The 13,717-nt window shown below is 73.4% G+C and carries 6 protein-coding genes; 4 read left to right on the forward strand and 2 right to left on the reverse strand.

What is annotated here, in order from left to right; genetic code table 11:
* Window positions 1-248: 248 nt before the first annotated feature.
* On the reverse strand, window positions 249-1,316 hold the full coding sequence (locus IEZ04_RS05570) for a mannose-binding protein (protein ID WP_189215543.1): 1,068 nt from the start codon (window positions 1,314-1,316) through the stop codon (window positions 249-251).
* A gap of 407 nt (window positions 1,317-1,723) precedes the next feature.
* Here IEZ04_RS05570 and IEZ04_RS05575 point away from each other — a divergent pair, with 407 nt between their 5' ends.
* The 4 genes from IEZ04_RS05575 to IEZ04_RS05590 all read left to right on the forward strand — a co-directional run bounded on the left by IEZ04_RS05575 (window position 1,724) and on the right by IEZ04_RS05590 (window position 8,621).
* Complete coding sequence (locus IEZ04_RS05575) at window positions 1,724-2,530, forward strand: type VII secretion system-associated protein (RefSeq protein ID WP_189215544.1); 807 nt, start codon at window positions 1,724-1,726, stop codon at window positions 2,528-2,530.
* Entirely contained in the window at window positions 2,527-3,849 is a 1,323-nt protein-coding gene (locus IEZ04_RS05580; RefSeq protein ID WP_189215545.1) for a ricin-type beta-trefoil lectin domain protein, read from the forward strand. Before IEZ04_RS05575 ends, IEZ04_RS05580 begins: the two co-directional genes overlap by 4 nt.
* Window positions 3,850-4,080: 231 nt before the next feature.
* Window positions 4,081-7,395: a right-handed parallel beta-helix repeat-containing protein gene (locus IEZ04_RS05585; protein WP_189215546.1), complete on the forward strand. Its 3,315-nt coding sequence runs from the start codon at window positions 4,081-4,083 to the stop codon at window positions 7,393-7,395.
* Window positions 7,392-8,621 carry a S8 family serine peptidase gene (locus IEZ04_RS05590; RefSeq protein ID WP_189215547.1) on the forward strand — a complete coding sequence of 410 codons (1,230 nt, stop codon included), beginning with the start codon at window positions 7,392-7,394 and terminating at the stop codon, window positions 8,619-8,621. The genes IEZ04_RS05585 and IEZ04_RS05590 overlap by 4 nt, the downstream gene beginning before the upstream one ends.
* A 622-nt stretch (window positions 8,622-9,243) precedes the next feature.
* On the opposite strand, the gene eccCa is transcribed toward IEZ04_RS05590, so the two are convergent.
* Window positions 9,244-13,299 carry a type VII secretion protein EccCa gene (eccCa, locus tag IEZ04_RS05595; RefSeq protein ID WP_189215548.1) on the reverse strand — a complete coding sequence of 1,352 codons (4,056 nt, stop codon included), beginning with the start codon at window positions 13,297-13,299 and terminating at the stop codon, window positions 9,244-9,246.
* Between the last annotated feature and the right edge of the window lie 418 nt (window positions 13,300-13,717).

Genomic DNA, 13,717 nt, shown 5'->3' on the forward strand with positions numbered 1-13,717 from the left:
TCCTCACGGAGTTCACCGCGAGCCCTGTCGATGCGGGTCGCAGCGCTGAACAGTACACGTCAGCGGGGGAGTTCTTTGCTGGTTATTGGTGGAGTGCAGGTTTTCGCAGAACCTGACTATTCCACTTGTCAGGTCGCTCTTCCTCTGCGGAATCCCGCGGTCGCGGTCATGGCCCGTCGGCAGCGTCCGCCCCGGCCCGGGAGTCGGTCCGGGGCGGACGCCGCCCTCCGCGTGTCCCGTCGCGTGGTTCAGGTCGACCAGACGACGTTGCCGTTGTGCAGGATGACCACCTTGCCGTCGGCCCGCAGGACCAGCTGGGCGTTGGCGTGGCCGTGGCTGCGGGAGGCCCAGATGGGGCGGTCGTCGCCGTTGTGGATGACGAGGTTGCCGTCCTGCTGGAAGATCGCGCGGTGGTTCGGGCCGAAGGTCATCGACGCCCAGATCGCCTTGCCGTTCTCGTTGTAGACCACGAGGTTGCCGTCGGTCTGCATCACCATGCGGATGCGGTTGGTGGTCCAGGCCTGGTTGACCTCCAGGACGCTGGTCGCGTAGACCGTCTCGGTGCTCCAGGCCGGCTTCGGGGTCTCCTTCGGCTTCGGCTTCGGCTTCGGCTTGGGCTTGGGTGCGGCTTCGGCCTTCTTCTCCGGGGCCTCCGTGGTGGTCGCCGGGGCCGGGGCCGGAGGAGCGACGGCCTTCACCGGTGCTTCCTGCTTCGGCTCCTCCGTCTTCTCCTCCTCCTTCTCCTTCTCCTTGGTCGGCGACGGGCTGGGCTTCTCCACGACGTAGTCGTCCATGCCGGCGGTGGCCGGTTCCTGGTTCAGGACGGTGCCCGCGCCCTCCACGGCCAGTTGCTTGGCGCCGTCGTGGCGGTTGTCGTCCTCCGTGCCTCCTGCCAGCAGCAGTGGTACGGCTATCAGGGCGGCCCCGGCGAGCGCGGCCCCGGCGAGGACCGGCTTGCGGGGGCGGGTGCTGTCGACGGCGGTGGCGGACTTGGCCGGCGGGGGCGCCGCCAGGGCGGCCGTCGCCACGGCGGCGCGCTTCTCGCTCGCCTTGGCGGTGGCCTTCTCGGCGGTGGGGGCGGCCGCTGTCTTCGTCTCCGGGGCCTCGACGGCCTCGGGCTTGGCCTCGGCGGCGGGCTCGGGCTTCGGGGCGGCGGGCGCCTGCTCGTCCTTGGGGGCCGGGGCGGCCGGGGCGGGCGGGTTCTGCGCGGCTTCGGGCGAGGGGGCGGTCGCCGGCTTGTTCTCGGCCTCCTGCTCCTTGCGGGAGGCGGGGGCCGGCTCCGCGTTCGCGCCGGAGGCGGGGTTCTGGGGGGACATGCGGTTACTCCTCGGTGGCGGAGCTGTCGTCGGTGGTGGGCAGGAGAGGCCCGCGCAGCGGCCGGGCGGGACGAGCGCCGGGGTGTCCCGTGGGCGCATCGGGCGAGTGCCGTGTCGAGGTGAGCCGGTCCGGTCCTGCCGTCGGGTTCCGCGTGGTCCCAACTTAGCCCGTCACGGTGTGATGTTGACTCCTGTCTCAGAAGTCTCTGGTGTCACATTGTCCGTCTCCGGGGCACTGCTCCCGGAAAGTCCCCGAGGCGGGCGGCGAACGGGCGCGCCCAGGTCCTGTTCGGGTCCTTTTCGGGCCCCCGTTGACATGGCCGATATGGCATCCTGTTGAATCCCGACTGATCAACGTCGGCGTGCACGTCTGCCGTTCGGCACCCAACGCAAGAGTTCAGGTGGAAATGCGGCCCGGAGAACAGCAAGAGGCCAGGCCTGGTGCCACGGTCCCGTTGTCCGGTGCCGGCGCCGATCCGGCCACCGGCCCCCAGGTGACCGGCCCTGAGGTGACCGGCGCCGGGACGGCCCGCTCCGACGCCGGTGAGCCCGAGGACGTTCCCGAGATACCCGAAGCCGTACGGGCTGCCGCGCTGCGGGCCCCGGGGCACTGGATCGGGGTCGTGGACCCGGAGTTCACCGAGGAGCGCACGCCGCCGGAGTGGGCGGTGCTGGGCGAGTGGCGGTCCGACGAGAGCGGGGGCGTCGGCACGTACCGCGCCAATCCGGCGTACCGGCCCTCGGCCCGTGTGCTCGGCTGGCCCGAACCCACCGACCCGGTGGACGCGGCGGCGCAGCGGGCCGCCACCGGCTACGGCTCGGTGGACGAGGCGCTCGCCGCGCTCGCGGAGGCCGAGGTCACCGTGGTGGCCGGACCGGACGGCAAGCCCCTGGTCGCCGCCGGGCAGGACGGGGCGCCGGTGGTGCTGGTGTTCACCTCATCGGCACACGCGTTCATGTCCTCAACACTTGCGCATGACACCATTCCGGCTCGGGAGCTGGCCCGTTCCCTGAGCGACGGCGGCACCCAGCTGCTGGTCAACGCCGGGGCCGTCGCTCCGCTTCTCGTTCCGGCGGACCGAGTTTCCGGCGGAGGCGAAGAGGCCGCTCCCGTGGCGGAGGGCCACGGCGCCTTCCACGGCTCCGACGACCAGGCGGACCGCACCGGCAGTTCCCCCGAACCCTGGCCCCACACCTCAGGGAGGTTCCCGTGACGCGTTCGGCGCAGCAGCCCCCCACGTCTCCGGCCGCGCGTACGGAGTCCGTCAAGACGACTCAGACTCAGACTCAGTCCAAGGACGTCACGACCCAGTCGAAGGATGTCGAGAGCGAGTCCAAGACCGTCGAGGCGGCGCCCGAGACCGCCAAGGCCGAGTCCAGGACAGCAAAGGCCGAGTCCGCGCCCGAGTCCCGTTCCGAGGCCGCTTCCGCGGGCAGTGCCGTCAGTGCGAAGGTCGCGGCCGCGCTCGCCCCCGAGGGCGAGCCCGAGCCCGGTTCCGTGGCCAAGGCCGAGGGCAAGTCCGACCCCGAGTCAAAGGCCGAGGCGGAGGCCAAGGCCGGACCCGGCACCACGTCCGACGCCACCCCCGAGTCCGACTCCGAGGCCGACCCCAGCGCCGCCACCGCCGTCAAGAGCCGGCTCCCCGCTCTCGTACGGACCATGACCGCCACCGCCATCGACCGGCCGCAGCCGGTGGCCGGGCCGGTGGGGCGGCCGGGGCGGGCGGTGCTGGCCGGGGCCGCGGTCGCCGGGGCGCTGCTCGTCTCGGTGCCGTTCCTGCTGCTCGGCGGGGACAACGAGGAGGACGAGAAGGTGCCGACGGCCGCGGCGACCGTCGTCGGCGGGGACGGCCGGGACGCGCCGGGCGAGTTCGCGGTGAGCCCTCCGAGCGCCTCCGCCTCCGCATCCGAGGACGGTGAGAAGGAGTCCCCGAAGCCGGAGGCCAAGGAGGAGAGCGCTCCTCCCGCCGCCGCGGCCGACGCGGAGAAGGAGAAGGCCGCCGAGGCCGAGAAGGAAGCCGCCGAGCAGGAGAAGAAGGACGAGGAGGCCGCGGACAAGAAGAAGGCCGCGGAGGCCGCCGAGAAGAAGCAGGACAGCGCGCCGGACAAGAAGGCCAACGCGGCCGCGGGTCCGGCGATCGGTGACACGGTGACGTTCCGCAGCCATCTCTCGGGCCGTTGCCTCGACGTACCGGGGAGCGACTTCTCCGACGGCAAGAGGCTGTGGGTGTGGGACTGCAACGGCGCCGCCGCCCAGAAGTTCCGGCTCGCCCCCGACGGCACGATCCGTTCCGTCGGTGCGGACAACCTGTGCATGGACGTGGCGTGGGCGGACTTCAGCGACGGCACGCTCATCCAGCTCGCCTACTGCAACGGCGTCGACGCCCAGAAGTTCGCGTTCAACGGGTCGCACGACCTGGTCAACACGGCTGTGGGCAAGTGCGTCGAGATCGTGGACGGCAACCGGGCCAGGGGGGCCTATCTGCAGCTGTGGACCTGCACGGGTGCGGACAACCAGAAGTGGAGTGTCTGACCCCGGGAGTGGGACGTCCGACCCCGGAAGTCGCTTCTGGCCCGCTTCCGGCCCGGTGACCCCGCAACCGCTGTCCGTAAGATTCGCCCCCAGTTCCCCTCAGTAATCGCTCCCCAGTTCCCCACGGGCACCGTGGAAGCGTGATGATGGCACCGTCGGCTCGCCGACACACGGCCCCCGCACCGCGCGGAGGCCCTGCCCAAGACGCCGACGAAGCAAGGAGGTTCGCGCGTGTCGCGCCAGGTACTGTCGGTCGGTCCCGACGAGCGGGACCGTTACCGCACGATCGGTGAGGCACTCGCTGCGGCCCGCACCGGTGCACTCATCAGCATCCGGCCGGGGACGTACGCGGAGAACCTGGTGATCAACACCCGGGTCACCCTCACCGCCGCCGAAGGGCGGGGCACCGTGGAGATCCGGCCCCGTACGGGCAGCGTGCTCGCGCTGCGCGCCGACGCCGTGATGCTCTCCGAGCTGACCCTGCGCGGCGGCGACCCCGAGACGCCGGCCGTGGACGTACGGCGCGGGCAGGCCGCGCTCGACGGCTGCGAGATCGTCGGTGCTGCGTGGACCGCGATGCTGGCCGGGGGCACGGGCTCGCTGGCCCTGCGGGACTGCCGGGTGAGCAACTCGCAGGGCGCGGGCATCGTGGTCACCGGGACGACGCCCACCACCGTGGAGTCCTGCACCCTGGAGCACCTGGGCACCAGCGGCCTGGTCCTCGCCGAGCAGGGCGAGGCGCACATCCGCGGCTGCACGGTGCGCGACGCCCGCGGCAACGGCCTGCTCGCCAACGGCGAGTCCCGCGGCACCGTCGAGGACTGCGACCTCTCCTCCACCGACAAGCCGTCCCTCGCGCTGGAGCAGAACTCCTCCGTGACGGTGACCCGCACGGTGGTGCACGACACCAGCACCGGTGTCCACCTGAGCAGCGCGGGCCGTACGACGCTGGAGGACGTCCGGATCACCGGGGCCGCCGGCATCGGGATCGCCCTGGCGGCGGGGACGGATCCGGTGCTGCGCCGCTGCCGGGTCTCCCGTACCCGCGGCAACGGCGTGCTGGTCACCGACCGGGCGCGCGGCACCTTCGAGGACTGCTGGGTGGACGGCGCGCAGGGCGTGGCCGTACGGGTCGCCGGAGCCGCCTCCCCTGCGCTGACCGGTCTGACGGTCCGCGACTGCACCGACACCGGGCTGCTGTTCGAGGAGGACTCGGCGGCGGAGCTGGACCGCCTGGAGGTCATCGGCGGGGCGCCGGCGGTCGCGGTGCGCGGCGGCGCCAACCCGCTGCTGCGCCGGGCCCGGCTGGTGGAGCCGTCGGGCGACGGCATCGCGGCCACCAAGGACGCGCGCGGCCGGGTCGAGGACTGCGAGATCGTCCGGCCGGGCGGCGCGGGCGTGCGCGCGGCCGGCGGCAGCACCCTGTACCTGGCGGGCGGCGGGGTCTCCGACGCCGCCACCCACGGGCTGGTGCTGGACGACGGCGGCAACGTCACCGTCCGGGACTTCCGTATCGAGCGGTCCGGCGAGGAGGGGGTCGTCGTCGAGGCGGGCGGTGAGCTCACCGCCAACCGGACGACGGTGCTCACCCCGCAGGGCCACGGCTTCCTGCTGCGGGAGGGCGCGATCGCCTCGCTCAGCGGCTGTGAGGTGGCCGGCGGGGAGCAGGACGGGTTCCGGGTGGAGTCCACCGCGCCGGTCTCGCTGGTCAACTGCCTGGCGCGGGAGAACCAGGGCGGCGGTCTGGTCCAGACGACGCCCGGCGAGCGGCTCGCCGTGGAGGGCCTGAACAGCAATGGCAACGGCAAGCGGGACGCCTGGGGCACCGGCAGCGCCGAGAACACCGACCCGGCGGGTTCCGGGGCCGCGGACGGACCCGCGCAGGACCGGCCGGACGGTCCGCTGGGCGCGCTGAACGCGCTGATCGGCCTGGACAACGTCAAGGAGCAGGTGCGGACGCTGGTCAACCTGACCAAGCTCGCCCAGCGCCGTGAGCAGCTCGGCATGCCCGCCCCGCCGATGAGCCGCCACCTGGTGTTCGCCGGTCCGCCCGGTACGGGCAAGACCACCGTCGCCCGGCTGTACGGGGCGATCCTGGCCGAGCTGGGGTCGCTGCGCAGCGGGCACCTGGTGGAGGTGTCGCGCGCCGACCTCGTCGCGCAGGTCGTCGGCGGTACGGCGATCAAGACGACGGAGACGTTCGAGCGGGCCCTGGGCGGCGTGCTGTTCGTCGACGAGGCGTACACGCTGACCTCGGACAGCGGGCACGGCGGCGCCGACTTCGGCCGGGAGGCCGTGGACACGCTGCTGAAGCTGATGGAGGACCACCGTGACGAGGTGGTCGTGATCGTCGCCGGCTACACCGACGAGATGGAGAAGTTCCTCGCCTCCAACCCCGGTCTGGCGTCGCGTTTCTCGCGGACCGTCGAGTTCGAGAACTACACGGTGCCCGAACTGGTCGCGATCATGGAGGCCATGTGCGCCCAGCACCAGTACGAGCTGGGGGAGGGCACCGCGGAGGCGCTGGCCGCGCACTTCGAGGCGATGCCGCGGGACGCCGGGTTCGGCAACGGCCGCGCCGCGCGCGGGGTGTTCGAGGAGATGGTGGACCGGCAGGCGGTCCGGCTGGCCACGGCGCAGCAGATCGGCGAGCGTGACCTGCGGCTGCTGCTGCCGGAGGACGTCTCCGCCACCGCCGCCGCCAAGGCCTCCGAGACCGGCGCCCCGGAGAACGACCCGCTGACCCGTCTCGGCGACATGATCGGCCTCGCCGAGGTGAAGCGCGAGGTCACGGACCTGGTGAACCTGATCACCACGGCCCGCCACCGCGCCGCCGCCGGGCTGCCGGTGCCCTCGCTCAGCAACCACCTGGTCTTCACCGGCCCGCCGGGTACCGGCAAGACCACCGTCGCCCGGCTCTACGGGGAGGTCCTCAGCCAGCTCGGGGTCCTCCGGAGCGGCCAGCTCGTCGAGGCGGCCCGCGCCGACCTGGTCGGCCGGTACGTCGGCCACACCGCCCAGCTCACCCGCGAGGTGTTCGACCGGGCGCGCGGCGGTGTGCTGTTCATCGACGAGGCGTACACCCTCACCCCGCGTGGCGGCGGCAACGACTTCGGCCAGGAGGCCGTGGACACGCTGCTGAAGCTGATGGAGGACCACCGCGACGAGGTGGTCGTGATCGTCGCCGGCTACACCGACGAGATGGAGCGCTTCCTCGCCTCCAACCCCGGTCTGGGCTCCCGCTTCCCGCGCCGGGTCGCCTTCGCCGACTACACCTCCGAGGAACTGGTCACCATCGTGCGCACCCAGGCCACCGCCATGGGCTACGAGTGCGGGCCGGGCACCGGCCCGCTGCTGCGGGAGTACTTCGACTCGCTGCCGCGCGACCGGTCCTTCGGCAACGCCCGTCTCGCCCGCCAGGTGGTGGAGTCGATGGTCACCCGGCAGGCCGGGCGGCTCAGTTCGCTCGCCGCGCCGACCCTGGACGACCTGCGGGTGCTGCTGCCCGAGGACGTCACCGCCGCGACCGTGAAGGCGGCCCGGTGAGGCGGCCCGCGGCAGGCAGGGTCCGTCCGCTGTGCGGTGCGGCGCTGGCCGCCGCGCTGCTGCTGCCTTTGGCCGCGCCCGCCGCCGTCGCGGCCGACGGGAAGGGCCAGGAGCTGCCGGGCATGCCCTCCGCGCTCGACCCGGACGCCGCACAGGTGGAGTGCACCCCGGCCTCCGGGGAGAAGGCGAAGAAGCAGGACTGGTCGCGTCAGCGGCTCGACCTGGACCGGGTGCACCGGCACGGCACCGGGGCGGGGGTGACCGTCGCCCTGATCGACACCGGGGTCGCCACGGACGCCGCCGGGCTCGGCGACCGGGTCACCGCCCAGGCCGCGGCCGGCGAGGACTGCGTGGGGCACGGCACCTTCCTGGCCGGGCTGATCGTCGGGGCGGGGGAGGGCGAGGCGCGGCTGACCGGGGTCGCCCCGGGCGCCGAGCTGCTGGCCCTGCGCGGCACCGACGAGCGCGGGGAGCCCGCGGCCTCCCTGGTGACGCAGGCGGTGCGCGCGGCGACCGACGCCGGGGCGGACGTGATCGCGGTCGGGGTGGCCCTGCCCGAGCGCGACGAGGAGCTGACCGAGGCGGTCGCCGCGGCCCGTGAGGCGGGCGCGGTGGTGGTCGCCGCCGCCACCCCGGACCCGCCGTCACGGGGCGACACGGACGAGATCCCGGCCCGGACGTACTGGCCGGCCGGTGAGCCCGGTGTCCTCTCCGTCGCTGACATGCTCCCCAGCGGCGCCCGCCCGGACGGCGTCCTGCCCACCGACGGCGTCGACCTGGTCGCGCCCGGTGCCGGGGTGGTCTCCGGCGGTCCGCGCGGCGACGGCCACTACCTGGGGGCGGGCGCCTCGGTCGCCACCGCGTACGTCGCCGGGGCCGCCGCGGTGGTCCGCGCCGACCGTCCGGACGACACCCCCGAGGAGGTCGTCCACCGGCTGACGGCCACCGCCTACCCGGCGGACATCCCCCAGCTCGACGCCTACGCCGCCGTGACCACCGTGTTCGGCGGGGCGGACGACGCCGCCTCGCGGACGGACGCCGCCTCCGCCCCGGTGGCGGTGCGGGACACCGCCGGGGCCGACAGCGCCACGGCCCGCGCCACGGTCTTCGTGCTCCTCGGCACGGCCGGTGTCCTCGGCGCACTGTGGGTGGCCTTCGCCCTGCCCCGCGCCCGGGCCCGCGGCTGGCGCCCGGCGGAGGCGGGCGGGGAGAGCGCCCGGAGCTGACCGGCTCCGGTACGCGGTACGCGGTACGGACGATGCCCGGTGGGGGCCACCTTGTGGTGGCCCCCACCGGGCTTTTCAGGTGGTTGCCGGAGTGTGGGGCGGGCTGTCCGGCGGGACGTGCGGGCGGCACCGGTGGGTTCGGTGCATGTGCTGCGGTGCGGTACGGGGTGCCGGTGGGTTGGGCGCTGTTCGTTCCCTGAGGGGTCGCCTTGCGGTGAAGCCCTTCACGTCTTCGACGTGGCTGTCGGAGTGCGGGGCCGGCGGCCCGGCGGGCGGCCTCCCGGCGGGGTACGGGTACCGCGGTGTGGGATGCCCGGTGGGACGGGTGCTGTTCGTGCGGAGGGGCGCCTCACGGTGGCTGCCCGCACGTCTGCGACGCGGCTGCCGGGTGTGGGGCGGGCGGGCCGGTGGGGACGCGCCACCTGCTGCGGGCGGTGTGCGTGCACGGCTGCCGAGGCGCGGGCCGGGCCGGGCAGCCGGGCGGGACGCGCGGCCCTTTCCGGTGGGGCGGGGGCGGGAAACGCGCACCGGGGCGGCGGTCCGGTACGGGGTGCCGCGCATGCCCGGAGGGGGGCCACCACGTGGTGGCCCCCCTCCGGGTGTTCCGTCGCACCGCCGGGGGTCAGCCCGTCTGTCCGCCGGTGTCCTCCACCAGAGCCGTCTGCATCAGGCGGGCCTTGCGGCGGGCGATGTGCAGGGCGCGGCCGGGCGGGAGGTTGCGGGGCTTGGTGTTGCCGAAGAGGGCGCCCTCGGTGGGCGGGCAGGACAGCAGCACCGCCGGGTTGTTGGCCTCGTCGAGGCGGCGCAGCAGGGCGTCGTTCATGGCGCGTCCGGCGCCCATCGCGCTGCGGGCGACGACCATGTGCAGACCCATCTCGAAGCCGAGGGTCAGGTGCTGGAACAGGGGCTCGAAGGGGTTCTGGAAGTTGTTGCTCGCCACCATGTCGTAGTCGTCGACGAGGACGAACAGCCGCGGCCCCGTCCACCAGTCGCACCGGCGCATCCGGGCGGGGGCGATGTCGGCGCCGGGGACGCGGGTCTTCATCGCGCGGGCGGCGCCCTCGACGGTGTCCTGGAGGTTGTCCAGGGAGATCACGTGCCCGATGCGGTACTCCTCGGGGATGGCGTCCACGAGGGTGCGGCGGTAGTCCACCACGATGATCTTCGCCTCGTTGGGCGCGTACCGGGTGGTGATGCCGTCGACGACGCGGCGCAGCATGTTCGTCTTGCCGCTCTCGGTGTCGCCGACCACGACCAGGTGCGGGGTGCGGCTGAAGTCGTGCCAGACCGGTTCCAGGGCGTCCTGGTCGATGCCGAGCGGGAGGCGCAGGCCGCCGCCCTCGGTGGCCTCGGGCGCGGGGAGCTCGGCCAGCGGCAGCCGGTGCGGCAGCATCCGGACCTGAGGGGCGGGCGCGCCGGTCCAGTGCTTGGAGACCTCGGTGACCAGGTGGGCGACACCGTCGCCGAGGTCGTCGAGGGAGCCGCTGCCGTCCAGGCGGGGCAGGCCCGCGAGGAAGTGCATCTTGCTGTCCGGCGTGATGCCGCGGCCGCCGCTGCGCGGCACCGAGCGGGCCTTGCGGGTGTCGATCTCGGAGTCCATCGGGTCGCCGAGGCGCAGTTCGAGGCGGGTGGCGGCCTGGTCACGGACCTGGGCGGACAGCTCCACCCAGCGGGTGGTGGTGACGAGCAGGTGGATGCCGTAGCTGAGGCCGCGGGCGGCGAGCTCGTTGAACTTCGGTATCAGGTCGTCGTAGTCCTGGCGGACCGTCGACCAGCCGTCGACGACCATGAACACGTCGCCGAAGGGCTCGTCGGGCCACTCGCCGGCCGCCCGGCGGCGCCGGTAGGACTGCATGGAGTCGATGGTGTGGTCCACGAAGAACTGCTCGCGGCGGGCGAGCAGCGACATCACCTCGGCGACGGCCCGCTGCACCCGCTCCGGGTTGAGCCGCGCCGCGACACCGCCGACGTGCGGGAGCCCGGCGAGCTGCGAGAGACCGCCGCCGCCGAAGTCCAGGCAGTAGAACTGGATCTCGGCCGGGGTGTGGGTCAGGGCCAGGGCGGTGATCAGGGTGCGGGCCAGGGTCGACTTGCCGCTCTGCGAACCGCCCGCGATCGCGACGTGGCCCTCGGCCCCGGAGAGGTCCACGGTCAGCAGGTCGCGGCGCTGCTCGAAGGGCTTGTCCACCAGGCCGACCGGGACGCGCAGCTTGCCGGTGCCGGGCCAGGCGGCGGAGGTGAGGCCGCGCTCCGGGTGCGGAGCGATGCCGGGCAGCAGGGCGTCCAGCGGGGACGGCTCGTCCAGCGGCGGCAGCCACACCTGGTGGGCGGCGGGACCGGAGTCGCGCAGCCGGTCGAGGGCCACGTCGAGGAGCGTCTCCTCGTCGCCGTTCTCCTCCGGCTTCGGCTCCGGTTCGGGCGCGGCCTCCAGGGCGCGCGGCACCACCCAGCCGCTCGTCCACGGCACCACCTGGCTGGCCACCCGGGCCTGCACCACCGCACCGGTGCGGCGCCGGTAGGTACCGGAGGAGTAGGCGGCGCGGAACCGGACCAGGGACTCCACACCGGACTTCAGGTAGCCGTTGCCGGGCGCGGAGGGGAGCTGGTAGGCGTCCGGCACGCCGAGCACGCCGCGGCTCTCCATCGCGGAGAAGGTGCGCAGGCCGATCCGGTACGACAGGTGGCTCTCCAGCTGGTGCATACGTCCCTCGTCCAGGCGCTGCGAGGCGAGCAGCAGGTGGACGCCGAGGGAGCGGCCGAGGCGGCCGATCATCACGAACAGGTCCATGAACTCCCGGTGCGCGGAGAGCAGCTCGCTGAACTCGTCGACCACCACGAACAGGCTGGGCAGCGGGGCGAGGGGCGTCCCGGAGGCGCGGGCCCGCTCGTACTCCAGGGCGGAGGTGTAGTTGCCGGCGGCGCGCAGCAGCTCCTGACGGCGCATCAGCTCGCCGTGCAGGGCGTCCTGCATGCGTTCCACCAGGGCGGCCTCGTCGGCGAGGTTGGTGATGACGGCGGAGGTGTGCGGCAGTTCGTCCAGGCCGAGGAAGGTGGCGCCGCCCTTGAAGTCGACGAGGACGAAGTTGAGGGTCTCGGAGGAGTTGGTCAGGGCGAGACCGAGGACGAGGGTGCGCAGCAGTTCGCTCTTGCCGGAGCCGGTGGCGCCAATGAGCATGCCGTGCGGGCCCATGCCGCCCTGCGCGGACTCCTTGATGTCGATCTCGACCGGGCGGCCGTCGAGGCCGACGGCGACGGGCACCCGCAGCCGGGAGGCGCCGGTGTGCTTGGCGAAGTGGCCCCGCGCGTCGTGCCGGTGCAGGTCGGGGATGCCGAGCAGGGTGGTCAGCTCGACGTCGGTCTCCATGGGCTGCGCGATGTCGGTGCCCAGGCTGATCCGGCGGGAGGTGAGCAGCCGGGCGAGGGACTCGGCACCGAGGAGGCCGAGCCGGTCGGGGCGGCCCAGCGGCACGGAACGCTCCTTGCGGCTGCGGTCGGTGCGCACCAGGTTCACCCGGTCCGGACCGACGGTCAGCCGCAGCGTGTTGCTGCCGGGGCGCCAGCGCAGCGCGCCGGAGATGTCCAGCACCAGGGCGTTGCGGTAGCCCTGGGTGGCCCAGCGGTGGCCCTCGGGCACGGTGACACCGTCCAGGACGACGACGGTGAAGGGCTCGTCGCGGCCGGGGCGGGCGTCCGGATCGAAGCCGGGGCGCTCGGCGAACTCCGTACCGAACAGGTCGTCCAGCTCGGTGAGGTCCGCGGTGATCCGGCGGACCGGGCCCGCGCCGTCCTCCTCGTACGGATGCAGCGCGTGCGGCAGCCACTTGACCCATTCCCAGTCGGGCCGCCGCTCGTCGCTGGCGCAGACGGCGAGCCACAGCTCCTCGGGGGCGTGGAACACCGCGAGCTGGGCGAGCAGGGCGCGCACCAGGGACCGTATCGCCTCGTCGGCCGGGCCGTCCGCCCGCGCGCCGTCCGCGGCGCCGTCGCCGTCCGCGCCCGGCCGGCCGAGCGACTGCCCCTGCGGCGGGACGGTCTGCTCCGCGGCCTCCTCGCCGGGCACCTCCTCGGGGCGCAGCAGGAGCCGGGCCGAGCCGCGCAGGTACAGGCCGAGGGGCTGCTCGGGGATGGTGGAGTAGGCGCGGACGAAGCGGCGCAGGGCATGCGCGCTGAGCGGTTCGAGGTCCTCGACCGGCCGGGTGGAGACCGGGTTGAGGGTGAGGGCGAGCTGCTGCTCGCCGACCGCGATGCGGACCTCGCCGAAGTCCTCGTCGGCCGGCCGCCGTTCCCACAGCCGCGAGGTGCGGGCCAGGGAGCGCAGCGAGGCGGGCTCGGGGTGCCGCCAGGCGAGCGCCCGCTGCTGCTCCACGATGGTGGCCCGGACCCGCTTGCGGATCTGCGACAGATAACGCAGGTAGTCCCGGCGTTCGCCCTTCAGCCGCTGCTTGCGCTCACTGGAGCGGCGCATCAGCTGGCCGAGCAGCATGGCACCCGCGGAGAGCGCCATGACGCCGATCGCCAGGTACATGAAGACGCCGTTCCCGCCGCCGGGGCGCAGGAACATCAGCATCATGGATACGGACATGAGCGCCATCGGCAGATATGTCCATATCGCCGAGGTGTCCGGGACGGTCTCGGAGAGGACCGGTGGTTCCTGGAGGGTCAATTGCCCTTCGGGCATCTCCGGTCCGCGCCTGCGGGCGGGACGGCGAAACAGCACCACACTCAAGGGAGAGAACCTCCGGTTTCACTGGGCATTCCGGCCCGGACCGTTTACCAGTACACCCGGTGACGGAACCGTCCGTATCACGCTGATTCCTAGACGCTCCGGACATCGGTGAACGGTGCGTGAATATTTCGAGGGGGAAGTGGGCGGGACCGACTTCCGTACCGGCCAACTCCTTATCCGGGTACGGTGTCAGGTCCGCAGCGCGATTCGGTGGGCGTAGGAAGTAGTCTGCATTCACGGAACGCGACCTGTCCACGCGGGTGGGTCCGTCGCCCGGTGCGCGCGCCCGAATTCCCCGCTCGTTCCCGTGCCAGGCCCCTGGCCCCGGCCACGCAGGCGTTCCGTACTCTTCGCATGTCCCCTTTACCGG

Origin of the sequence: Streptomyces ruber, from assembly GCF_014648075.1 — a bacterium.
Taxonomy (GTDB): domain Bacteria; phylum Actinomycetota; class Actinomycetes; order Streptomycetales; family Streptomycetaceae; genus Streptomyces; species Streptomyces ruber.

What these genes read in the sequence shown, in the direction of transcription:
- IEZ04_RS05570 (WP_189215543.1), bottom strand. Translation starts at nt 1,316, where the DNA reads ATGTCCCCCCAGAACCCCGCCTCCGGCGCGAACGCGGAGCCGGCCCCC.
- IEZ04_RS05575 (WP_189215544.1), top strand. Translation starts at nt 1,724, where the DNA reads ATGCGGCCCGGAGAACAGCAAGAGGCCAGGCCTGGTGCCACGGTCCCG.
- eccCa (WP_189215548.1), bottom strand. Translation starts at nt 13,299, where the DNA reads ATGCCCGAAGGGCAATTGACCCTCCAGGAACCACCGGTCCTCTCCGAG.